The 21,758-nt window shown below is 62.2% G+C and carries 26 protein-coding genes; 10 read left to right on the forward strand and 16 right to left on the reverse strand.

Features of this window, described 5'->3' with window-relative positions:
• Positions 1-2,046, reverse strand: coding sequence for an ATP-binding protein (locus AC1DV9_RS05170; protein ID WP_477946523.1), 2,046 nt, complete (start codon positions 2,044-2,046; stop codon positions 1-3).
• Between the two features lie 347 nt (positions 2,047-2,393).
• Here AC1DV9_RS05170 and AC1DV9_RS05175 point away from each other — a divergent pair, with 347 nt between their 5' ends.
• Positions 2,394-4,190: an acetolactate synthase 3 large subunit gene (locus AC1DV9_RS05175; RefSeq protein WP_477946524.1), complete on the forward strand. Its 1,797-nt coding sequence runs from the start codon at positions 2,394-2,396 to the stop codon at positions 4,188-4,190.
• Between the two features lie 22 nt (positions 4,191-4,212).
• Positions 4,213-4,785: an acetolactate synthase small subunit gene (gene ilvN / locus AC1DV9_RS05180; RefSeq protein WP_112387039.1), complete on the forward strand. Its 573-nt coding sequence runs from the start codon at positions 4,213-4,215 to the stop codon at positions 4,783-4,785.
• Positions 4,786-4,858: 73 nt separating this feature from the next.
• Here ilvN and AC1DV9_RS05185 read toward each other — a convergent pair whose 3' ends face one another.
• Positions 4,859-5,707 (reverse strand): aldo/keto reductase, encoded by an 849-nt coding sequence (locus tag AC1DV9_RS05185; protein WP_477946943.1) that lies wholly within the window; start codon positions 5,705-5,707, stop codon positions 4,859-4,861.
• Between the two features lie 161 nt (positions 5,708-5,868).
• Here AC1DV9_RS05185 and AC1DV9_RS05190 point away from each other — a divergent pair, with 161 nt between their 5' ends.
• The 4 genes from AC1DV9_RS05190 to AC1DV9_RS05205 all read left to right on the forward strand — a co-directional run bounded on the left by AC1DV9_RS05190 (position 5,869) and on the right by AC1DV9_RS05205 (position 8,203).
• Complete coding sequence (locus AC1DV9_RS05190) at positions 5,869-6,462, forward strand: LysE family translocator (protein WP_477946526.1); 594 nt, start codon at positions 5,869-5,871, stop codon at positions 6,460-6,462.
• Positions 6,463-6,535: 73 nt separating this feature from the next.
• Positions 6,536-7,189: a nitrile hydratase subunit alpha gene (gene nthA / locus AC1DV9_RS05195; RefSeq protein ID WP_477946528.1), complete on the forward strand. Its 654-nt coding sequence runs from the start codon at positions 6,536-6,538 to the stop codon at positions 7,187-7,189.
• Complete coding sequence (gene nthB, locus AC1DV9_RS05200) at positions 7,186-7,845, forward strand: nitrile hydratase subunit beta (RefSeq protein ID WP_477946530.1); 660 nt, start codon at positions 7,186-7,188, stop codon at positions 7,843-7,845. The genes nthA and nthB overlap by 4 nt, the downstream gene beginning before the upstream one ends.
• Positions 7,832-8,203: a nitrile hydratase accessory protein gene (locus AC1DV9_RS05205; protein ID WP_477946532.1), complete on the forward strand. Its 372-nt coding sequence runs from the start codon at positions 7,832-7,834 to the stop codon at positions 8,201-8,203. Before nthB ends, AC1DV9_RS05205 begins: the two co-directional genes overlap by 14 nt.
• Here the strand turns inward: AC1DV9_RS05205 and AC1DV9_RS05210 are convergent.
• The 6 genes from AC1DV9_RS05210 to AC1DV9_RS05235 form a co-directional block, all read right to left on the reverse strand.
• Positions 8,200-8,982 (reverse strand): anti-sigma factor family protein, encoded by a 783-nt coding sequence (locus AC1DV9_RS05210; RefSeq protein ID WP_477946533.1) that lies wholly within the window; start codon positions 8,980-8,982, stop codon positions 8,200-8,202. The genes AC1DV9_RS05205 and AC1DV9_RS05210 overlap by 4 nt on opposite strands.
• On the reverse strand, positions 8,979-9,494 hold the full coding sequence (locus tag AC1DV9_RS05215) for an RNA polymerase sigma factor (protein WP_310294706.1): 516 nt from the start codon (positions 9,492-9,494) through the stop codon (positions 8,979-8,981). Before AC1DV9_RS05215 ends, AC1DV9_RS05210 begins: the two co-directional genes overlap by 4 nt.
• Positions 9,495-9,504: 10 nt before the next feature.
• Positions 9,505-9,885 (reverse strand): COG4315 family predicted lipoprotein, encoded by a 381-nt coding sequence (locus AC1DV9_RS05220; RefSeq protein ID WP_112387046.1) that lies wholly within the window; start codon positions 9,883-9,885, stop codon positions 9,505-9,507.
• A 67-nt stretch (positions 9,886-9,952) separates the two neighbouring features.
• Positions 9,953-10,666, reverse strand: coding sequence for a TfuA-like protein (locus tag AC1DV9_RS05225; RefSeq protein ID WP_477946535.1), 714 nt, complete (start codon positions 10,664-10,666; stop codon positions 9,953-9,955).
• A complete protein-coding gene (locus AC1DV9_RS05230; protein WP_477946537.1) occupies positions 10,663-11,871 on the reverse strand; it encodes a YcaO-like family protein in 1,209 nt (402 codons plus the stop codon). The genes AC1DV9_RS05225 and AC1DV9_RS05230 overlap by 4 nt, the downstream gene beginning before the upstream one ends.
• 22 nt (positions 11,872-11,893) lie before the next feature.
• Positions 11,894-12,445, reverse strand: a complete 552-nt coding sequence (locus AC1DV9_RS05235) for a DUF922 domain-containing Zn-dependent protease (protein WP_477946944.1) — start codon at positions 12,443-12,445, stop codon at positions 11,894-11,896.
• A gap of 172 nt (positions 12,446-12,617) precedes the next feature.
• Here AC1DV9_RS05235 and AC1DV9_RS05240 point away from each other — a divergent pair, with 172 nt between their 5' ends.
• Positions 12,618-13,745, forward strand: coding sequence for an ATP-dependent DNA helicase (locus AC1DV9_RS05240; RefSeq protein WP_112387048.1), 1,128 nt, complete (start codon positions 12,618-12,620; stop codon positions 13,743-13,745).
• A gap of 58 nt (positions 13,746-13,803) precedes the next feature.
• On the opposite strand, the gene AC1DV9_RS05245 is transcribed toward AC1DV9_RS05240, so the two are convergent.
• Both AC1DV9_RS05245 and AC1DV9_RS05250 read right to left on the reverse strand, forming a co-directional pair.
• The gene (locus tag AC1DV9_RS05245) at positions 13,804-14,496 is read right to left on the reverse strand and encodes a MerR family transcriptional regulator (RefSeq protein ID WP_112537708.1); all 693 of its coding nucleotides are present in this window, start codon (positions 14,494-14,496) and stop codon (positions 13,804-13,806) included.
• 141 nt (positions 14,497-14,637) lie between these two features.
• Positions 14,638-14,931 (reverse strand): hypothetical protein, encoded by a 294-nt coding sequence (locus AC1DV9_RS05250; RefSeq protein ID WP_162698673.1) that lies wholly within the window; start codon positions 14,929-14,931, stop codon positions 14,638-14,640.
• Here AC1DV9_RS05250 and AC1DV9_RS05255 point away from each other — a divergent pair.
• Complete coding sequence (locus tag AC1DV9_RS05255) at positions 14,930-15,682, forward strand: pyridoxine 5'-phosphate synthase (RefSeq protein ID WP_477946540.1); 753 nt, start codon at positions 14,930-14,932, stop codon at positions 15,680-15,682. The genes AC1DV9_RS05250 and AC1DV9_RS05255 overlap by 2 nt on opposite strands.
• Before the next feature lie 47 nt (positions 15,683-15,729).
• Here the strand turns inward: AC1DV9_RS05255 and AC1DV9_RS05260 are convergent, their stop codons facing one another.
• Positions 15,730-16,617: an SDR family oxidoreductase gene (locus AC1DV9_RS05260; protein ID WP_477946542.1), complete on the reverse strand. Its 888-nt coding sequence runs from the start codon at positions 16,615-16,617 to the stop codon at positions 15,730-15,732.
• Between the two features lie 114 nt (positions 16,618-16,731).
• Here AC1DV9_RS05260 and AC1DV9_RS05265 point away from each other — a divergent pair, with 114 nt between their 5' ends.
• Positions 16,732-17,142 (forward strand): winged helix-turn-helix transcriptional regulator, encoded by a 411-nt coding sequence (locus AC1DV9_RS05265; RefSeq protein ID WP_112537706.1) that lies wholly within the window; start codon positions 16,732-16,734, stop codon positions 17,140-17,142.
• On the opposite strand, the gene AC1DV9_RS05270 is transcribed toward AC1DV9_RS05265, so the two are convergent.
• From AC1DV9_RS05270 to AC1DV9_RS05290, 5 genes are all read right to left on the reverse strand, one after another.
• Positions 17,139-17,360, reverse strand: coding sequence for a hypothetical protein (locus AC1DV9_RS05270; protein ID WP_477946544.1), 222 nt, complete (start codon positions 17,358-17,360; stop codon positions 17,139-17,141). The genes AC1DV9_RS05265 and AC1DV9_RS05270 overlap by 4 nt on opposite strands.
• Positions 17,361-17,430: 70 nt before the next feature.
• Positions 17,431-18,639 carry an MFS transporter gene (locus tag AC1DV9_RS05275; protein WP_477946545.1) on the reverse strand — a complete coding sequence of 403 codons (1,209 nt, stop codon included), beginning with the start codon at positions 18,637-18,639 and terminating at the stop codon, positions 17,431-17,433.
• Between the two features lie 76 nt (positions 18,640-18,715).
• Entirely contained in the window at positions 18,716-19,333 is a 618-nt protein-coding gene (locus AC1DV9_RS05280; protein WP_112515950.1) for a TetR/AcrR family transcriptional regulator, read from the reverse strand.
• Positions 19,334-19,394: 61 nt separating this feature from the next.
• On the reverse strand, positions 19,395-20,312 hold the full coding sequence (locus AC1DV9_RS05285) for a bifunctional helix-turn-helix transcriptional regulator/GNAT family N-acetyltransferase (protein ID WP_477946547.1): 918 nt from the start codon (positions 20,310-20,312) through the stop codon (positions 19,395-19,397).
• Between the two features lie 59 nt (positions 20,313-20,371).
• Positions 20,372-21,085 carry an aspartate/glutamate racemase family protein gene (locus AC1DV9_RS05290; RefSeq protein ID WP_477946549.1) on the reverse strand — a complete coding sequence of 238 codons (714 nt, stop codon included), beginning with the start codon at positions 21,083-21,085 and terminating at the stop codon, positions 20,372-20,374.
• 157 nt (positions 21,086-21,242) lie between these two features.
• Between AC1DV9_RS05290 and AC1DV9_RS05295 the strand changes: the two genes are divergently transcribed.
• The gene (locus tag AC1DV9_RS05295; protein WP_477946551.1) at positions 21,243-21,707 is read left to right on the forward strand and encodes an Lrp/AsnC family transcriptional regulator; all 465 of its coding nucleotides are present in this window, start codon (positions 21,243-21,245) and stop codon (positions 21,705-21,707) included.
• The last annotated feature ends 51 nt before the right edge of the window (positions 21,708-21,758 follow it).

A 21,758-nucleotide genomic window follows, 5' to 3' on the forward strand; every position in this document is an offset into this window, starting at 1 on the left:
TCAGTCCTTCTTGTAGAGGCTGCTCAGCGGCTTCTTGAGAATGCTCTCGCGCAATGGCGATGTTCCGGGCTCCCGGCGGATCGACGGGGCCGGTTCCTGGTTGCCGAACACGCGGGGCTGGCTGGCCTCTTCGCGGCGTATCTCGCGCCGCAGCGCTTCAAGACGGCTGTCGATCGATCCGGCGGCTGCGGGCTGCTGATCCTGAGATGCGTAGGCTCGGGGCAGCATATCCGGCCGGTAAGGATCGGACGGCGACATCGGGGGTGCTGTGACCGGCTGCGGATAGGGCTGCCCTTCCGGCGGCTCCTCGTCGTCGAATAACATGTCGCTCTGCATCGCGGCGCTGAAGCTATTCTGGAATGATGAGATGTCAGGCCCTGCAGCGCCGCTGACGGCGCGCATACGGCTGACGATCTTGCGCAGGTCGACGGTATCCGGATCATCGTCCGAATGTTTGGCCGTGGCGCCATTGGCTTTTGGCAGCAGGTGTTCCGGCACGCGCGAGAAGCGCATGCGCATCGGAACGCTGATCGCCTCGCCGAAGGCGATGGCCTCGCCATTGCCGATCGAGGAAATGAAGCTTGTCGTCGAGATCGACGAGTTGGGGATCGCCGAGCGGATGATTTCCTGGTCGCGGTCGTTGGCAAGACGCATGGCAAACAGCGTCGAGCACTGCGATAGGATCGTCTGGTCGAGTTCGCCGGGGCGCTGGGTGATGATCCCGAGCGAAACGCCGTATTTGCGGCCTTCCTTGGCGATACGGGCAATGGCCTGGCGAGTCGGCACGAAGCCGAGCGTCGGGTCTGCCGGTATGTAGCGGTGTGCTTCTTCGCAGACGACCAGCATGTGGATCGCGCCTTCGCTCCAGAGGCCGACTTCGAAGGCCATGCGGCAGAGCACCGAGGCGACCGAGTTCACGACTTCGGAGGGAATGCCGGAAAGCTGGAAGGTGCAGATCGGGCGGCCTTCGCCCGGAATGCGGAAGATCTGTGCCACGGTCTCGGTGATCGTGTCGGAGATCGTGTTGTTGGAGAACATGAAGTGATAGCGCGGATCGTTGATCGCCGCGATGATGCGCATCTTCAAGGATCGCAGGAACGGCTTTTCGGCGCGGCCTTCCAGGCGGCCGATGCGTTCGTCGATCAGCGCCAGCAGATCGGCCATGCGGTAGGGAACCGGCGTATCGGCGGTAATCGAGCTCTTTTCCGTCGTGCGGCGCACCAGCGAGCTGTCGCTGCCGCGGAAGGCGCGCTTGGCGTCCGGCATGATGTCGCGCAGCATGTCCAGCTCTTCGGGTACCGGCGGACGGCCGCGGAAGACCACTTCGGCGAATTCCTCCAGCCGCATCAGCCAGAAGGGCAGGTCGAGCGTGTCGGTGTCGATGACCACGGAATGTTTGGGGAAGGCGGCTGCGAACTCGTTATGCGGGTCGAGGATCAGCACGCGCAGCTTCGGATCGGCTTCGATCGCCTTGTTGAGCAGCAGCGAAACGGCGGTCGACTTGCCGACGCCTGTCGAGCCGACGACGGCGAAATGCTTCGACAGCATCGAGGGCACGTGGATCGCCGCGTCGATGCTTTCGTCCTGGGTCAGATTGCCGATGACAGCAGTGGTACCTACGCCTGCATCGTAGATCCGCATCAGGTCGGCCGAGCGGATGCGGTGTGCTACGGCGCCAAGATACGGGTAGCGCGAGATGCCGGTGGAAAACTCCTCGCGTCCGTCTTCTTCGACGCGCACTTCGCCCAGCAGTTCGGCCTCGATGCTGAAGCCGTTATCCTCGCCTTCACCCCACATGTGGGAGCCGGTATTCATCTGATAGACGAGGGCGACGACGCGATTGCGTCCGACGCTGATCGAAATCAACCGTCCGACAGACCAGAGTTCGGTGAGATCAGTGCCGCCGGCTTCGGCAATGGCGGCAATTGTTGTGCGGGAACCGCTGCACGCGACGACACGGCCGAGAAAGCGGTTTCCCCGTTTTCCCATATCGCGGCGGTCATGCTCGCCGGCTTTACCTGACGTCTGCAAGTCGTTGTTGCGCAACGGCCTACTCCCTGCGTTAGCGGACAAAGATATGATTTATCTTTTAACAAATGGTTCCGGCCCTTAATTCTGGAGGGTGAGAACCTGTAGGAAAGGCTTTCCAGCAGGACGGTTTTTTATTTCGGCTGGCGTTGACGCTACGAAATTTTCTGTCTATCAATTGCGCCCATGAAAATAGCAGCAATTCTTATTGTGGTGGGAAAGCGCATGGGCAGGATGGTGTAACCATCCGGCGGTAGCCACCCATGCGCTAGATGACAGGCTCCCTAAGGGGCCTTTTTTTATGCCTGAAATTCAGGCTTGCCGACCACAAACTTCAATCCCAGCAGTCAAAACGGAACAGAAAAATGACGGGCACGGACAACCAGACGGCAGACAGCAATCGGATGACGGGAGCGGAGATCGTACTCCGGGCGCTGAAGGACAACGGCGTCGAGCATATCTTCGGATATCCGGGTGGCGCCGTGCTTCCGATCTATGACGAGATATTCCAGCAGGACGAGATCAAGCACATCCTGGTGCGCCACGAGCAGGGCGCCGGCCATGCGGCCGAAGGCTATGCGCGGTCCACCGGTAAGGTCGGCGTCATGCTGGTCACCTCGGGTCCGGGTGCGACGAACGCCGTTACGCCGCTGCAGGACGCGCTGATGGATTCGGTTCCGCTCGTTTGCCTCAGCGGCCAGGTTCCGACCTCGCTGATCGGCTCGGACGCCTTCCAGGAAGCTGATACCGTCGGCATCACCCGGCCTTGCACCAAGCACAACTGGCTGGTCAAGGACGTCAACCAGCTGGCGGCGATCATCCACGAGGCGTTCCGCATCGCGCAGTCGGGCCGTCCAGGTCCGGTTCTGGTCGATATTCCGAAGGACATCCAGTTTGCGACCGGCACCTACACGCCGCCGTCCGCGCATATCATTCAGAAGAGCTATCAGCCGAAGCTCGAAGGCGATCTGAACCAGATCCACGCCGCTATCGAGCTGATGGCGACGGCGCGCCGTCCGATCATCTATAGCGGCGGCGGCGTCATCAATTCCGGTCCGGAAGCCTCCAAGCTGCTGCGCGAATTGGTCGAGCTCACCGATTTCCCGATCACCTCGACGCTGATGGGTCTCGGCGCCTATCCGGCATCCGGCAAGAACTGGCTGAAGATGCTCGGCATGCATGGCTCCTACGAAGCCAACATGGCGATGCATGATTGCGACGTCATGGTCTGCATCGGCGCGCGTTTCGACGACCGCATCACCGGCCGCCTCAACGCCTTCTCGCCGAACTCTAAGAAGATCCATATCGACATCGATCCGTCGTCGATCAACAAGAACGTCCGCGCCGATGTCCCTGTTCGTGGCGACGTCGGCAGCATCCTCGAGGATATGGTTCGCCTGTGGCGGGCTCTGCCGAACAAGCCGGAAAAGAGCCAGACCGCCGATTGGTGGGCCGACATCAACCGCTGGCGCGCCCGCAACTCGTTTGCCTACACCAAGAGCAACGACGTGATCATGCCGCAATATGCGCTGGAGCGGCTCTATGAGCTGACCAAGGATCGCGACACCTACATCACCACCGAAGTCGGTCAGCACCAGATGTGGGCAGCGCAGTTCTACGGTTTCGAGAAGCCGAACCGCTGGATGACCTCGGGTGGCCTGGGCACGATGGGCTACGGCCTGCCGGCAGCGCTCGGCGTCCAGATCGCCCATCCGGAGAGCCTGGTCATCGACATCGCCGGCGATGCCTCGATCCAGATGTGCATCCAGGAAATGTCGGCGGCGATCCAGTATGAGGCGCCGATCAAGATCTTCATCATGAACAACCAGTATATGGGCATGGTCCGCCAGTGGCAGCAGTTGCTGCATGGCAACCGCCTGTCCAACTCCTATACCGAAGCGATGCCTGATTTCGTCAAGCTAGCGGAAGCCTACGGCGCCGTTGGCTTGCGTTGCGAAAAGCCTAGCGAGCTCGATGCGACGATCCAGGAAATGATCGACGTCAAGAAGCCTGTCATCTTCGATTGCCGCGTTGCCAATCTCGCCAACTGCTTCCCGATGATCCCATCGGGCAAGGCACATAACGAGATGCTGCTGCCGGACGAAGCGACAGACGAAGCCGTCGCCAATGCCATCGATGCCAAGGGCCGTGCGCTCGTTTGATCTGAAGTAGAGGAAGAAGACAATGAACGCACACCTACAGCCGACCGGTTCCGCCTACTTCATTTCGCCAGAAACCGCCGCAGCCGAGAGCCACACGCTCTCGGTCCTCGTCGACAACGAGCCCGGCGTTCTAGCCCGGGTCATCGGCCTCTTTTCCGGCCGTGGCTACAACATCGAAAGCCTGACGGTCTCCGAAACCGAGCATCAGGCGCATCTGTCGCGCATCACCGTCGTCACCCGTGGCACGCCGCAGGTTCTGGAACAGATCAAGGCTCAGCTGGAACGCATCGTTCCTGTTCACCGCGTCGTCGATCTGACGGTGCGGGCCCGCGAACTCGGCCAGGACCGGCCGATCGAGCGTGAAGTGGCGCTGATCAAGGTCGTCGGCTCCGGCGATGCACGCGCCGAGACGCTGCGCCTTGCCGATGCTTTCCATGCCAAGGTGGTCGATGCCACGGTCGATCACTTCATTCTCGAGATCACCGGCAAGTCCTCGAAGATCGACCAGTTCGTCTCGGTGATGAAGCCGCTCGGCCTCATCGAAGTCTGCCGTACCGGCATTGCGGCGATGAACCGTGGGGCGCAGGGCATGTAAGCCTGACGCTGATCGGCGGAAGTCTAGAGCGCCCGGATCTTTGGCCCGGGCGTTTTCATTTTTCCACGATCGGTCAGAGCATCTCCAGCGACGACTTGCGTCCGGGTGGCGGGAAGACCTTGTCGAGCGCTGCCCAGTCCTCATCGCTGAGATCGAGCGTGACGCTGTCGCGGTTCTCGGCAGCGCGCTCGGCGCTCGATGTCTTGGGGATGGCGATGACGCCGTCGCGTTCGAGCACGAAGGCGAGGGCGATCTGCGCCGGTGTCGCCTGATTGGCCTTGGCGATACGGATCAGCTCCGGATTGTGCAGGATGCGCCCCTGCTCGATCGGCGAATAGGCCATGACGGGGACGCCGTGCTTCTGGCACCAGGGCAGGAGGTCGTATTCAATGCCGCGGCGCGCCAGATTGAAGAGCACCTGATTGGCGGCGCATCTGCGGCCGCCCGGCACCGAGAAAAGCTCCTCCATATCGTCCGTGTCGAAGTTCGAAACGCCCCAGGCACCGATCTTTCCGGCGTCCATCAACTCTTCGAAGGCTTCCACGGTCTCCGTGAGTGCATATTCGCCGCGCCAGTGCAGCAGATAGAGGTCGATGCGGTCGATGCCGAGGCGCGAGAGGCTGCGGTTGCAGGCCTCGATCGTGCCGGTGCGGCTGGCATTGTGCGGATAGACCTTGCTCGTTACGAAGACCCTGTCGCTCTGGCCCTTGATGGCGCGGCCGACGATGCGCTCGGCGCCGCCCTCGCCATACATTTCGGCGGTGTCGATCAGTGCCATGCCGAGCTCGATGCCGGCCTTCAGACTTGCTATCTCGCGGTCGGCCTCGGAAGCGCGCTCGCCCATGTTCCAGGTGCCTTGGCCAAGGGCCGGGACTTCGGTGCCATCCGGGAACGCGATGGCCGGGATGATGTCTTCCTGCATGGCTCTGCCTTTCCTGATGTAGTTGAGGAGATTGCGCTGATAGTCCATCTTTCAAGCAATCCTGTCACGGTGACAATGATCTGGTGGAACAGGAAAATTAGGACAGTTATGCTGACCTAAATAAGGGGCCGCAAAAAGCCGGTCCTTCCGGGAGGACGTCGATGCCATTGGATACGTTCGCAGCGCTGGTGCTGTTTGCCTTCACGACGTCGATCACGCCGGGGCCGAACAACATGATGCTGTTCACCTCGGGGGTGAATTTCGGCTTCCGCCGGACGATCCCGCATATGCTGGGCATCGGCGCCGGCTTCCTGTCGCTGTTGCTCGCCGTCGGACTGGGGTTGGGTGCGGTCCTCCATACGGTTCCGGCGCTCTACACGGTGCTGAAGTTTGCCGGTGTCGCCTATCTGCTGTGGATTGCCTGGAAGATTGGTTCGTCGCGCTCGCTGAGCGAGGGCAAGACAAGTACTGCGCCGATGTCCTTTCTGTCGGCCGCGGCTTTCCAGTGGATCAATCCGAAGGCTTGGGTGATGGCCGTGACCGCGATGGCGACCTATACGAACCCGGATCTCTATGTCGTCAGCGTCCTGATCGTCGGCCTGGCTTTCGCGCTGGTCAATGTGCCCAGCGTTTCCACCTGGGCCGGCTTCGGCTCGGCGCTGCGCGACTGGCTGTCTGATCCGGCGAGGCTCAAATGGTTCAACATCACCATGGCCGTGCTTCTGGTGCTCAGCCTCTGGCCGATGCTGAAGTGAGTTTTGCCTGATGTGGCTTGGCGGCTGGATCGCAAAGGCCTAAACAGGGTTCGACATCGCGGAGGGCATCGTCTTGCACGATCATGATCACGACCATCACCATGACCACGATCATGGGCACGACCACCATCACGACAACCGCTATACCGACATGCAGGCGCGGGTCCGGGCGCTGGAAACGGTGCTGACCGAGAAAGGGTTGATCGATCCGGCAGCGATCGACGCCATCGTCGAGACCTACGAGACGAAGATCGGTCCCCGCAACGGGGCGCGGGTCGTGGCCAAGGCTTGGAGCGATCCAGAATTTTCCGAATGGCTGAAGCGCGATGCGACGGCGGCGATCGCCAGTCTCGGCTATACCGGCCGCCAGGGCGAGCATATGCGCGCCGTCTTCAATACGCCCGAGACGCATAACCTCGTCGTCTGCACGCTTTGCTCCTGCTATCCGTGGTCGGTGCTCGGCCTGCCGCCCGTCTGGTACAAGGCGCCGGCCTACCGTTCCCGCGCCGTCATCGATCCGCGCGGCGTGCTCGCCGAATTCGGCGTGTCACTGCCCGAAGACAAGAAGATCCGCGTCTGGGATTCGACAGCGGAACTCCGCTACCTCGTCATTCCCGAACGCCCCGATGGCACGGATGGTTTCGGCGAGGAGGCGCTGGCCGACCTCGTCAGCCGCGACGCGATGATCGGCACCGGTATTGCGGCCGCGCCGGGAGCCGGCGCATGAACGGCCCGCACGATCTCGGCGGACAGATGGGCTTCGGGCCGGTGGCGCCGGAGCCGAACGAGCCGTATTTTCATGCGGAATGGGAAAAGCGGGCACTTGGCGTCGTGCTTTCGTGTGGTGCCTTCGGCGCCTGGACGATCGATGAAAGCCGCCATGCACGCGAGCGCATCCCGCCTGCCGATTACCTGTCGGTCAGCTATTACGAGATCTGGACCCGGGCGCTCGAAGTGCTGCTGGAGCGCCACGGCTTCGTGGCACAGGACGAGATCGCCAAAGGCCACAAGCGTGACGACGGCGCGGTGCCGAAACGGGTGCTGAAAGCCGACATGGTCGCAGGTGTGCTGGCCAAGGGCGCACCCTGCGACCGGCCGGTCGATGCTCCCGCGAAATTCGCCGCCGGGCAACGGGTGCGGACGCGGAACTTCAATCCCGAGACCCATACGCGGCTGCCGCGCTATGCCCGGGCAAAGACCGGCATCGTCGAGGCGGTGCAGGGCTTTTTCGTCTTTCCTGATGATCATGCGCATGGAAGAGGCGAGAACCCGCAATGGATCTACACCGTTGTCTTCGATGGCGGCGAGATTTGGGGCGAGGGCGCAGACCCGTCGCTGACAGTCTCGATCGACGCCTGGGAGAGCTATCTTGAGCCAGTGTGATCACGTGTCACCGCTGCGGGACTCGCCGCAGCTGCCGAAATCGGACGAGGGCGATCCGGTCTTTCCGGAACCCTGGGCAGCCGAAGCCTTCGCGATGACGGTGCATCTGCACCAGCGCGGACTGTTCACCTGGAGCGAATGGGCGCAGACGCTCTCTGCCGAGCTGCACCAGCCCGGCCGCGCCATCGATGGCAGCGACTATTTCGACTGCTGGGTGGCGGCACTCTCGCAGATCCTCGCTAGCAAGGGCGTCGCCGACGGCGAGACGATCCTGTCGCTGCAGCGGAGCTGGCAGCGTGCCGCCGAGGCGACGCCGCACGGCAGGCCGATCGAGCTTGCCAACGATCCGCTGCGCTAGGACGGGAATTGCCGGTAGCATTCCTCGGCCACCTGGCGCAGCTGGTCGCGGGAAATCTCGCCGGTCACGGCATAGCCGAGCTCGCCATCGATCCAGTAAAAGGTCTCGAGATTATCCGCAGAGGCGAAGCGGAAGCTGGTGGTGTGGTTGCCGGCATTGCGGCCGACCAGAACCGTCAGACGTTCGCCGCCCTGATCTTCATACATGAACATCGCGCCCGGCTTGCCGTCGACAGGCAGCAGGCGGCCGCCGACCAAGTGGAACCCCAGCGTCTGCAGGTCGGGCACCTTCAGATTCTGGATTGCCAGCCGCTTGCCGAGCCAGGTGGCGAGATGCGCCTCCTCGTTGGCGAAGACTTCGACGGGATGGCGGACTTCGCTGGCATAGACGAGAAAGGCGTTCTGAGCCTGCTGCGGCAAGGTCTCGGAGGCGGTCAGCTGCAGTTGCGGCTTTTCGAACAGTGCGGGGCCATAGTGGCCGCTCACCGCGCCAGCGGCGAATACGGCGGCAATAGAGGCGGCGATCGCGGCGCGGCGCGGCCATGACGGGCGAGCGTTGCGCGGTGTGACGAGCAGGGCGTCATCGGGCTTCGCAACGGCATAAGGGCCGAACATTTTCTGGATGGCGGCGCTCTGTGATTTCCATTCGGCGACGGCTGCCGCTTCCTCGGGATTGTCCTTCAGCCATGCCTCGATACGGGCGTGCTCGGCTTCGGGCAGCTGGCCGTCGGCATAGGCATGCAGATCCGCTTCGGTCACGGTCGGGTTGGGTTCGGTCATTTCGGTCTCCGAAGCGTAATCACATTATCGGCTTTCATTCTCTCGGCGACCCGCTGGCGCGCGCGCGACAGGCGCGACATCACGGTGCCGATGGGGATATCGAGGGCAGTGGCGACCTCGCTGTAGGTGTAGCCTTCGACGACCACAAGCATCAGCACGGCGCGGTTTTCTTCCGAAAGCCCGTTCAGCGCATCCTCCAGCCTGGCGCGCTCCAGCGGATCGGAGGGCACAGCGGGCGACGGAAGGCTCTCGGCCGCGTCGAGCTCCACGGTCATATTGCGCGGGCCGTTGCGCCGGGCGTTGCGGTAGAGATTGGTCATGATCGTCAGCGCCCAGCCGCGCAGGTTCAGGCCGCGCCATTGCGAACGGCGCGCCAGGACCTTTTCGACGCAGTCCTGGAGCAGATCCTCGCCTTCGCTATCGGAGCGGGTCAGACTTCGTGAATAGCGCCTGAGCGAGGGCAGGAGGGCCAGGATCTGGCCCTCGAAGGTTTCGGGTGCGGGTGTTTTCACGCGCGGATACTCAGGGCTTGGCAAGGTCCCAGTTGCCGCCGACGCCATCGCCGGTGACATCGCCCTTTTTCTTGTCCTTGACCCAGAAATAGAGCGGCATGCCGTCCTTGGCCCACTGCTTCGTCCCGTCCTTGCGATCGATGACCGAGTATGCCCCATCTGCCTTTGCGTCGCCAGCGGCGGCGAGCGGCGGCCAGTTCTTGGCGCAATCGCCGTTGCAATTGGAGGTGCCCATGGCGTCCTTCTTGAAGGTATAGAGCGTCATGCCGTTTTCGCCGGCAAGAACCTTGCCCTTGGCGGATTCGACGGTCTGGACCGGGGCGGCTGCAAAGGCGGCGGTCGCAGCCATGGCGGCAACGGCAAATGCGGTTGCGAATGATACGATTTTCATGCGGTCTCTCCTCACGTTCGGCAGGCTTTGTTGCTTTGCCGGATATGAGACACGCGAGCCCGCCGTTTTATTCCATGCCGTTTTCAAGGGCGTTCCAGAGCGAGGTCCGGGCGAAGGTCCAATCGCGGACAAGGGGTGCGGTTCCGGGCTTGAAAGCCGAAAGCACTGCGATCAGCTCCTCGGCATCGCGGCGCTTCTGATTGACCGCGTTGTCGCCCACCCATTGCATCAGATCGCTGCAGCGCGCGGCGGGAAGTGCTGCGCCGTCGAGGATCGATCGCCAGGTTCGTTTCTTGAAGAAGATGGCGCGGGATGCGGCCAGGAGCGCCTGCTGCTCGGCCTCATCGATGACGCCGCGCGCCAGCATGTCGCCGAGCGTCGACATGATGTTGACCAGCGGTTCGCTGAGCGCCTTGTAGCCGAGTTCGCCCGGCGCATGCAGCTGGGCGACGGCATCGTCATCCTCTAGCGCGCCGCTCGCGTACATCGCATAGATCCTGCCGATGCCGGTCATGCCGAAGGCGGCGCATTCGGCAGCGCGCAGCGCGCCCATGCTGGCGGCGCCGAAGACCGGTATTCCTTTGGAGAGCGCAAAGAGGATTTCCTTGTGCCAGACGGGCGCGGCATATTCGAAATAGCCGTCGATCAGACCGATCGCCGTTGCGCCCTGTCTGACCGCTGTCAGGATATCGCCCTGGGCAGCCGGTGGCCGGATATCGAGGTGGCCGCCGGTCAGCGCTGCGGCATCGGGCAGGGTGGGGCCAACGAAGACGGTCTTCATAGGAACTCCATCGACCGCGAGAGCGCGCGCGGGCCGAAACGGTGCTTGCGGTCTCCCTCGGGATTTTCCAGCGTGGGGACGAAGACCTTGGAGACGGCGATCGCGAGGCCGGGTTCTTGCAGCTCGACGGCGATGGGGGGGCCGAGGCCGGTATGGCTGAGCTTGCCCACCACGCATGCCAGCAGCGCAGCAGCGCCATCCGGCAGATCGGGCCTCTCGACCCCCACGTCCCGAACGGGTGCGGCGAAGAGTGCGCGTGTTCCCGGCGGAAGCGGGCGCTCGAAAACCTCCGGCAGGATATCGTCGCGGGCGCCGCTGATGAAGGTCAGGCGGGACTGCGCGGCTTCGGTGATGGCGCGGATCGCGGCGCGGATGGGATTGGGATGGGCGCCGCATCCGTAGGTGACGTCGACATAGCGGGTATGTCTCGCAGCGGTGACATTGCCGGGGCCGAGCAGGGCGGCGATGCAGGGAATGCCGATGTCGCTGGTCACCTCGAAGAGCCGAAGGGCGAGACCGGCAGCGGCAATCTTCGCACAAAGCGCGCCGATGGCCGGATCGGCGAAGCTTTCCGGGGCGATCGCCTCGATACGCTCAGGCGGCGTCATCTGCCAGAGCGCGAAGGCGTCGCGCTCGATCCGTTCGAGCAGGGCGTGAAGGCGCGCTTCGTCGATGGTGTTTCCGGAGGCGAGGCCGTCGGAGGATTGCCAGAAGCGGCAATGGCCGATGGTCCGGTTGAGCAGGATTGCGTCCTTCGGGACGAAGATGGTCTTGCCGTCCTCGAGGCTTGTTCCGGCGACCCAGCTTATCGTCTCGTCCGGCTCGATATCGGTGGCGCCGGCGGCGATCAGTTCGTTGAGGGGATGCCAGGCGTGGCCGTCTGCGGTGAGCGCGCGGCCGCTGCAATGGCGCGTGGTCAATGCCGGATCGCTTGCAATCGCCCGCTCCAGCGCTTCCATGGCGGCGGAGACCTTGGCGTCGATATCGGTCAGGCCCTTGCCCTGATTGACGACGATCGACCGGGCATTGGGAACGATGGCGTTCCAGACCGGAATGCCGATGCAATCGAGGCCGGTGACGCGGGCGAGCCGGGTGATGCCGAAGCGGGGAAGCAGCGGGGCAATGCGGGCGAGCGTTTCCTCCGGCGCGCAGGCGCGGTCGGAATAGGTGCTTCGGGTCAGGAGCGTTGCGTCAGGTATCGTCACATCAGCTCCTTGCTTTCGAGGGTTAGGGGCCGTTCACCAGCTTCAGGATCAGGCCCTGAATATGGCCGCCGTCGCCCATCTCGACCTTGTCGAAATCGCGGCCCTGCTGGCGCTGGTAACCCGAAAGTTCGCCCAGCCGCTGCTGCAGGGTGACCCTGATCTTCCTGCATTGCGGATCGTCGGCAGCGCTGAGGCCGAGGCTGTAGCCCTCGATCTGCTTGACCATTTCCTTGATCGTGCCGCCATGCCAGCGCTCGTGGGTCTCGACGCCGGAGATGAAGCTTTCCCAGCTTGCCTGCACGGCGGGCGAAAGCGCCGAGGATGGCTTCGGTAGCGTGTAGATGATGATCAGCTTCGGGCGCGCGACGGTGATCTTGCAGGATTTGTCCGGCTGGACCTCGTATTTGCGCGTCCATGTCAGCTTGAATGTCGTATGGGCGATGACCTGACCGTTGCCTGCCGCCGGGCCGCGTTCGCCGATCGACTGGTAAAGCCCGGCGCCTGTTGTGCCGGAGATTGCATAGGTCTTGATCTGTTCGACGGGTTGCCAGTCGGCATGGGCGGCAACCGGCATCGATGCTGATACCGTCAGGAGAAACAACGTGGCCGTTTTCTTCACTCGAATCCCTTTCGCCGGACTGCTGCGAGACTAGAGGCGCGCGCTCCGGCTTTCAATCTGGTGATCGCGCAACTGAGAGGCGTTTTCGCCTTGCGTCCGGCGCACGAATCCTGCCAAGTCGCGCATCATGCAATTTGCTCCGCAACAGGATGAAGCCCTGAAAGCCGTTTCGAAATGGCTGAAGGAGGGACGGTCGCCGCTCTTCCGTCTTTTCGGCTATGCCGGAACCGGCAAGACGACGCTTGCGCGCCATTTCGCCGAGAATGTCGATGGCGACGTGCTGTTTGCGGCCTTTACCGGCAAGGCGGCACAGGTGCTGCGCTCGCGCGGCGCATCGAATGCCAAGACCATCCACTCGCTGATCTACCGCCCGCGCGGCGAAGAGGCGGTCGAGGACGAGGAAACCGGCAAGACCTCGATCGCGCCGATGTTCACCATCAACCGCCAGAGCCCGGTCGCCAAGGCGGCGCTGATCATCGTCGACGAATGCTCGATGGTGGACGAGGCGCTCGGCAGGGACCTGATGAGCTTCGGCACGCCGATCCTGGTGCTCGGCGATCCCGGTCAGCTGCCGCCGGTTTCGGGCGGAGGCTATTTCACCAATCAGGATCCGGATTACCTGCTGACGGATATTCACCGCCAGGCGCGTGACAATCCGATCATCAAGCTCGCGATGCAGGTACGCGAAGGCAACGAGATCATGTATGGCGATTATGGCGCCGCGCAGGTGATCTCGAAGAACGAGGTCAATCAGGACCTCGTCATGAAGGCCGATCAGGTGCTCGTCGGCACCAACCGGACGCGGCGGCGCTATAACCAGCGGCTGCGCGAGTTGAAGGGCTTCAATGCCGAATATCCCCAGACCGGTGATAAGCTGGTCTGCCTGCGCAACGATCCGGCCAAGGGACTGCTCAACGGCTCGCTGTGGCAGGTGATGACGTCTTCCAAGGAAACGACGAAGCCCGGTATCAACCTGTTGATCCGTCCGGAAGACGACGACATGGATCGTGGTGCTGCGAAGATCAAATTGCTGAAGCAGGCCTTCGAGGATGTCGAGGGTGAAATCCCCTGGAACACCCGCAAGCGCTACGACGAATTCGACTACGGCTATGCGCTGACGGTTCACAAGGCGCAGGGCTCGCAGTGGAACAATGTCGTGCTGTTCGATGAAAGCTGGGCCTTCCGCGATACGCGCGAGCGCTGGCTTTACACGGCAATCACCCGTGCAGCCGAGACTTTGACCATCGTTCGATAGGCCGGGACGATCGTGCGATCAGGCGTGGCGGACGCCGTTCCGGTGCGGTGGACAGTCTTCAGACCTGGACGATGCCGAGCAGAACAGCCTTGGCGATCGCCTGGAAGCGGTTATTGGCCCGGAACTTCAGGATGATTGCCGATTCCAGTGCCTTTGCCTCGTCATGGGAAAGGCTGAGCGCCCTGGCGATCCGCTGTGTCGAATAGCCCTCGGCCATCAGCGACAGGCAGCGCCGTTCCTTCTCCGAGAGCCCGTCGGGATCCTCGTTGTCGTTGAGCGGCGGCATTTCGCCGTGGGCGTCGAGATCGAGCAGGTCACCGACCTGCTGCAGCTGACGGTGCAGCGTCGACATCTCGGCCGTCAGTTCGCGCTTGCGCACCCCCAGCGCCTCGCGAAACATGATCTCTGCTTCCTCCTGCGATCGCGCGTGGCGAAGCTCATCCATCAGATCCTGGATGACGGCGATCGGCATGCCGGTCTCGCGGCAGACGTTGATGACGGCCATGCGCATCACGTCGTCCTGACCGTAGACTCGCATCAGGCCGATGCGATTGGCCGAAAGCAGGCCCTTCTCCTCGTAGAAATGCAAGGTCCTGTGTGTGACACCGAACGCATTCGCCATGTCGGCGATTGGCACCGGTCCATCAGGGAGATCCGGCGGCAGCGCGGCAGAAGGCAGGAACCGGTATTTCGACCGGGCCTCCGAAGCGTTGCCGGCGGCAGCAAACATGCGTTTGGAACCGTCTGGCATGAACCCTCCTAGGGCATACTGTTGCACCTCATGCGGTTGCCAGTTGCTTTCGACGGCGCTGCGGAGTGGGGTTTTCCTCGAGGCGTTCTTGTCGTTGGGGAAGGAAGCAGTACGCGGCGTACTAAACTCGATACATATTCTTCACGTTATGCGTGAACGGTCTTTTTTGTAAGTGCTAAAAATAATCGTTTTTAAATAGGATAGCAATGCGGGCGGAAAAGCTTGAAACGCCGCGAAAAGATAGCCGGATGCCGTTTGCGCGAGCGTCAGCGTTTCTTCCAGCGGAACGGGAAATACTCCTTGCGGTACGGATCGCGTCACGCAGCGTGAAGCATCACGAATTTGCATGCTGCCATCTGCGAATCTCGTTGGCCTTGGCGGCGCCATTGGCATAAAAGCGGAGCACGCATCTGCCATCGAATGGATCATCGTCATGCCGACCACGCTTTCCGTGAACCTCAACGCCGTCGCCATGCTGCGCAATCGCCGCGATCTGCCGTGGCCGAGCGTCGAAAGCCTTGGCCGCATCGCGCTGAAATCGGGGGCGAGCGGGCTGACGGTGCATCCGCGGCCGGACCAGCGGCATATCCGCTTCTCCGACCTGCCGGTGATCCGCAACCTGATCGACGACGAATTCCCCGAAGCCGAGTTCAACATCGAGGGATATCCGACCGAAGAATTTCTCGATCTCTGCCGCAGCGCTGCGCCTGAACAGGTGACGCTGGTGCCTGACGATCCGACCCAGGCGACATCGGATCACGGCTGGAATTTCCGCAAGGACGAGCGTTTCCTGACCGATGTGATCGCCAAGCTGAAGGCGATGGGAACCCGGGTGTCGCTGTTTGCCGATGGTGACGGCGATGCGGAAGCGGTGAAAATCGCCAAGGCTGTCGGCGCCGACCGTATCGAGCTTTATACCGGCCCCTATGGCGGCTGTTACGACGCGCCGGAGCGGGTCGGCCCCATTCTCGAAGCGCTTGGAAAGACGGCGGATGCGGCGCTGGCGATCGGCCTCGGCGTCAATGCCGGTCACGATCTGACGGTTGCCAATCTGCCGCCGTTGGTGAAGCGTATTCCGGCTCTCGCGGAAGTCTCGATCGGCCATGGGCTGACGGCGGATGCGCTGGAATACGGGATGGCCGAAACCGTGCGCCGCTTCTGCCGCGCCTGCGGCCAGAAGATCTGATCTGAAAAGCCCGCCGCGGTGGTGCACGGCGGGCTCTCAGGCTTCGCTCAGGCGGTGAGCGCTGCCTTGTTCTCCTCGATGAAGCTGCGAAGCGTCTGCGGCTCCCTGCCTGTCAGCGCCGTGAAGTCGCCGCTCAGGCTGTCGAAATTGCCGGCGCGGATATTGGCATCGGCAGACACCAGCATCTCGACCACGAAAGAGGGTAGGCCGGCACCTGTCATGCCGGCGGAGAGCTGTTCGTCGCTGACCTCGACGACATCGAGCGGGCGGCCGGTGATGGCGCTGACGGCGGAGGCGACATCGGCGATCGAATAGGAGGTCGAACCGGTCAGCGTGTAGGTCTTGTTTTCGGCCTTGCCGGAGGCGAGAGCGGCGGCAATCGCCAGCGCGCAGTCTTCGCGCGAGATATAAGGCACCTTGCCGCCCTTGGTGGCGGTGTACCACTTGCCGCCCTGGAGATTGTGCGGCAGCGAATGCATGAAATTGTCGAAATACCAGGCGTCGCGCAGGATCGTGTAGGAAATGCCGCTGGCCTTGATGGCGTTCTCGGTGCCGAGATGGTCGGGCGCGAAGGTGACGAGCGATTTGTCGGGCGAGGGCATCGAGGTGTAGGCGAGTTGCTTGACGCCGGCTTTTTTGGCGGCATCGACGGCAGCCGTATGCTGCTTCAGGCGCTGACCTGGGACGGCAAGCGCGTCGGTACTGATGATCAGGACCGTGCCTGCGCCGGCAAAGGCCGAGACGAGGCCCGCGGCATCGTCGAAATCCGCCTTGCGGGTGGCAACGCCCTTGGCGGCGAGACCGGCAAGCTTCGACGGATCGCGCGTTGCGGCGATGATCCGTGAAGCGGGTACCTTGTAGGTCTCAAGCAGGTGATGGAGAACGCGCTGGCCAAGCTGACCGGCGGCGCCGGTGACGAGAATTGTATCGCTCATGGATCTATCCTTTTTATGGTCTCTAAAAGAGACTAGCACTAAAATAGGAATTGACGTCCTTCTGTAAAGGAGGCAGTTTTTTAGCTCTACGTTACCAAAAGGGAACCACTCGCGATGAGCGGCACTGTCGTCAGCCTGAAGAGCAAGCCGGCCTCCGGCGTTCGCCGCGAGATCGATTTCGAGCAGCTCGATTTCGGCAATTGCCCGGTCAGGGACATGATGCAGCAGATCGGCGGAAAATGGTCGACGCTGATGCTAGAAGCGCTTGCAGCGCGGCCGTACCGCTTTGGCGAACTGAGACGCAAGATCCCCGATATTTCACAGCGCATGCTGACGCAGACGCTGCGGGACCTGCAGCGCGAAGGCTATATCGAGCGCGAGGTATTTGCGACGAAGCCGCCGAGCGTCGAGTACCGGATCACCGAGCTTGGCGTCTCGCTCTACGCGACGCTGGCGCTTTTGCTGAATTGGGCGGAAGCGAACCATGAAGCCGTTCGCGCCGCCCGAATTCGTTTCGATGCCTAGAGCGTTTCCTGGTTATATTGAAGCATTCTGCCGGAGCAGGTTTTCGACAGGGCAAAGGCGATTGGCGAAGGGCATACCTCGGTACGGTCGAGCCGATCGCCTTTGATCCTGGCGGAAAGATGCCCGGCCCCTGCGGGGTTGGCTGAAACGGGCCGCCTGATCGAGCGGCTGGCTTGGTCGTAGATCTGGGCTACGACGCGCGCCAGCCGGTCGATCATCCGACTCCGTTTGAGCCAACAGAATGCTTCAATATAACCAGGAAACGTTCTAGGAAGGCTGAGACGCGGCTTACTTGCCGCGTCCCTCGGTGAGGAAGAGCAGGAAGGCGAAGGCCGGGAAGCAGAAGCCGATCCAGGCCGTCATCGTCCATCCGCCCGTGGCGTAGGCCCAGCCGCCGATTGCCGAGCCCGCAGCACCACCCATGAAGAATGTTGCCATGAACAGGCCGTTGAGGCGGCTGCGATGTTCGGCGCTGATCGAGAAGATCGTGCGCTGGCTGCAGACGAGGTTGGTGGTGACGCCGAAGTCGAGCATGATGGCGGAAGCCGTCAGCAGGCCGATTGCCAGCGTCGATCCGTCGGTGGCGAAATGGCTGACGAGGAACGATATCATCGCAAGCACCATGGCAAGCGTCGATGCGACCTTCGTCAGGCCGCGGTCGGCGAGGCGTCCTGCGATCGGCGAAGCGATGGCGCCGGCAGCGCCTGCAAGGGCGAAGAGCGCAATGCCGTTCTGGCTGAAGCCGAAAGCTGGGCTCGAGAGCAGCAAGGGCGTCGTCGTCCAGAACAGGCTGAAGGCGCCGAACATGCCGGCCTGGTAGAGCGCACGGCGCTGCAGGACCCGGGAGGTCATGGCGAGATGGCCCATGGAGGCGAGGAGCGCACCATAGCTCAGCTTCGTATGCGGCGTGCGGACCGGCAGCGTGGCGCGCAGCAACAGGACCAGCAGCACCATGAAGACGGCGGTGACGTAATAGACCATGTGCCATGAGGAGGCTTCGGCGACGAAGCTGGCGAAGGGACGTGCCAGCATGATGCCGCAGAGCAGGCCGCTCATGACATTGCCGACGACACGGCCGCGGCTTGCATCCGGCGCCATATGGGCGGCGAAGGGCACGACCACCTGAACGGCGACGGAGGACAGGCCGATACAGAGCGAGGCCAGCAGGAAGAGCGCCGGGGTCGAGGCGAAGGATGCACCAATGAGGGCGATGGCGGAGACGCCGATCAGGAGCAGGATCAGCCGGCGGTTTTCGAGAAGATCGCCGAGCGGCACAATCAGCAGCAGGCCAAGGCCGTAGCCGATCTGGGTCAAGGTGACGATGAGGCCGGTGGCGGCAGGCGTGAAGCCGAGATCGGCGCTGATGAGGCCTGCCAGCGGCTGGCCATAATAGAGATTGGCGGCGACGAGGCCGCAGGTGGCTGCAAATAGAAATGTCATCAGGGATGAGATGGCCGGGGAGGCGGCCGTCTCATCCGTTGCTGAGGAAATGCTCATGGGAACTCCAGTATGCGGATCTGGGGGAGGATCGGTATAAAAGTCGGTTCAGGCCACCTGCTTTGGCGGGCGGGCGTCAGGTCAGTAATTTCATGGCGGTGTCGGCGACGGCATTCATTTCGGCCGCGGTGCTGCCGGTCTTGCCGACGACGCGCATGCCGTTCATCACACAGAGCAGGCTGATAGCCGCCGATGCAGCATCGATCGACGGCGCAACGGACCCGTCGGCCTGTCCGATCAGGATGAGGTCGAGAATGAATTCCTCGTTCGAGGTGAAGGCATCCTCGATGCGCTTGGCGGCTTCCGGATCGAAGGTGGCGATCTCATTGGCGCTGCCGACGACGAGGCAGCCGCGGCGGCCGGATTCGCCGTGCGACGAGACGGCGTAGAGGCCGAGCAGGGCGCGCAGTTTCTGCCGTCCGGTCTCGGCACCCGCCATGCTCTCGGTGATCTTGCCGCGCCGGATCTTGCGATAGCGGTCGAAGGCGGCGAGGAAGACGCCGCGCTTGTCCTTGAACGCCTTGTAGACGCTGCCCGAGGTCAGTCCCATCGCCTCGGTCAGTTCGCTGATCGATGTGGCGTGGTAGCCGCGTTCGGAAAAGACGGCGAGCGCCTTGTCGAGGGCGGCGTCCATGTCGAATTCGCGCGGGCGGCCGCGGCTGCGGCTTATATCTTCGGGGGCAAGCGTGCTCATGGCTCACTCAATTAGGAAATGATCGTTTCCAAATCAAGCGAAATATTCGTGACGGCTGATTTTAGAGATCGAGCACCCAGATCTGGCCGTTCTCTTCGGTGCCGAACATGCTGTGTCTCTCTTCGGAGACAAGCTGGAATCCCGCCTTGACGTAGATTGCCCGCGCCGAATGCAGGATGTCGTTGGTCCAGAGCGAGATCTGCCGGTAATTCTTTGTGCGGGCGAAGCGAATGCATTCGTTGACCAGCGTTCTGCCAAGGCCGAGGCCGCGCGCCGCCTTGTCGATATAGAGCAGCCGGAGCTTGGCGATGCCGTCGCCGCCATTGGTGATCAGTACCGAGCCGATGTTGACGCCGTTACGCTCGGCGATCCAGCAATATTCCATGGCGGGATCGAAATTCGCCAGGAACTTGCCGGCGACCTCGGCGACGAGGCCTTCGAAGCGCATGTTCCAGCCATATTCCTCGACATAGGCCTTGCCCTGGCTCTGGACGATCCAGCCCATGTCGCCGGGGCGGTGGGCACGGATGACGGGGGCGGTCAGTTTTGTCTTGGGATCGAGAAGCGAGCGGATCGTCTGCATTGCGGACACGACGCTCTGCGGCTCGCCATCTGCCAGACGGTCGAAACGCTCGGCCAGTTGGGCATTGGAGCGGCGGCCGAAATCCTCGAACTGCGCCTGTCCCTTGCTGGTGACGCGGATGGTCTGGCTGCGCCGGTCACTTTGATCGGCCTCAGTCTCGACCAGGCCTTCGGCTTTGAAGCGCTTGAGGATGCGGCTGAGATAGGCAGGGTCGAGATGAAGATCGGCGGCAAGTGCGGCGGCGCCGATGCCGTCATGCGAGCCGATTTCGAACAGCACCCGTGCATCTGTCAGCGTGAAGGGCGTATCGAGATAGGCCTTGTTCAGCACGCCGAGCAGGTTCGTGTAGAAGCGGTTGAAATCGCGGGCGGCTTCGATGAGCGCTGAATCGATCATGGACAAAATCTCCTGTTGGAGATCTTGTCCATTATTTAGTTGACCGAGTCAAATATTTATCAGGCGGCTTCCCGCTTGCGATCGGCACCCAGTGAAAATTCAATCGCAGCCTTCGCATGGATCGTCGTGGTGTCGAAGCCCGGCAGCGGTAGATTGTTCGGATCGAGGATCAGGCAGATTTCTGTGCAGCCGAGAATGATGCTGTCGGCACCCTTGGCCATCTCGCGTTCGATGATCCGCATCAGCTTTTCGCGCGAGGAATCCAGTACTTTACCGGCGCAGAGTTCGCTGAAGATGATGTCATGAACGATGGTGCGGTCTTCGGCTTCCGGCACGGCGATCTCGACGCCGAGGCTCTTCATGCGGTCGGCATAGAAGCCGTGTTCCATCGTGTAGCGGGTGGCGAGCAGCAGGGGGCGCTTGCGCCCGGCAGCCTTCAGCGCCGAAGCCGTTTCGTCGATGATATGGATCAGCGGCACCGAGATGCGCGCGGCGACCTGTTCGGCGATCAGGTGCATGGTGTTGGTGCAGATCAGCACGCAGTCGGCGCCGCCGACCTGGAGCTTCAGCGCAACGTCGCCGAGGCGGCGCGCCGCGCCATCCCAATCGCCGGCCTTCTGCATCGAGACGATCTCTTCGAAATTCACGGAATGCATCAGCACTTCGGCCGAGGCGAGGCCGCCGAGGCGCTCGCGCACCATCTCGTTGACCAGGCGATAGTAGACTGCCGAGCTTTCGAAGCTCATGCCGCCGATCAGGCCGATTGTCCGCATTTCCGTGTTCCCGTTTGTTTGATTTCGATAGGCAAATCATGCCGCAGGTGCGGCGCCGAATGTTTGCATTGTTCGGGCGATATTGCAGCAAGCGGCTTTGAGTTTGCGCCATTCTCCGGTAATGTGCAAAAAATCGGCGTCAATTTAAGGTTTGGCAATGCTGGATGATCGCGACCGGAAGATTCTCGACCTGCTACAGGCGGACGCAGGCATATCCGTCAGCGATCTTGCCGAGCGTGTTTCGCTGTCGGTCTCGGCCTGCTCGCGGCGCATCCAGCGGCTGGAGGAAAGCGGCTATATCGCCCGGCGGATCGTTGTCCTCGACCGCGAAAAGATGGGCGTGCCGACCACCGTCTTTGCACTGATCAAGACGGCGCATCATTCGGATGAATGGATCGAGAGCTTCCGCAGGGCGATCAGCAGCGTTCCTGAGATCGTCGAGGCGCACAGGCTGACCGGCAATCACGACTATATCCTGAAGATCGTTCTGCCGCGCGTCGAGCATTACGACGTGATCTACAAGCAGATCGTCCGCAAGATAGAGCTCTTCGACGTCTCGGCATCGATCTCGATGGAGATATTGAAGAGCGGCACCACCATTCCCGTCGGTTATGCCGGCTAAGCGCAAGGGAGCTATTCGCAAACACCCATTGAAAGCCCCGCGGAATTGACG

It is taken from the genome of Rhizobium sp. 01L410, assembly GCF_056400165.1.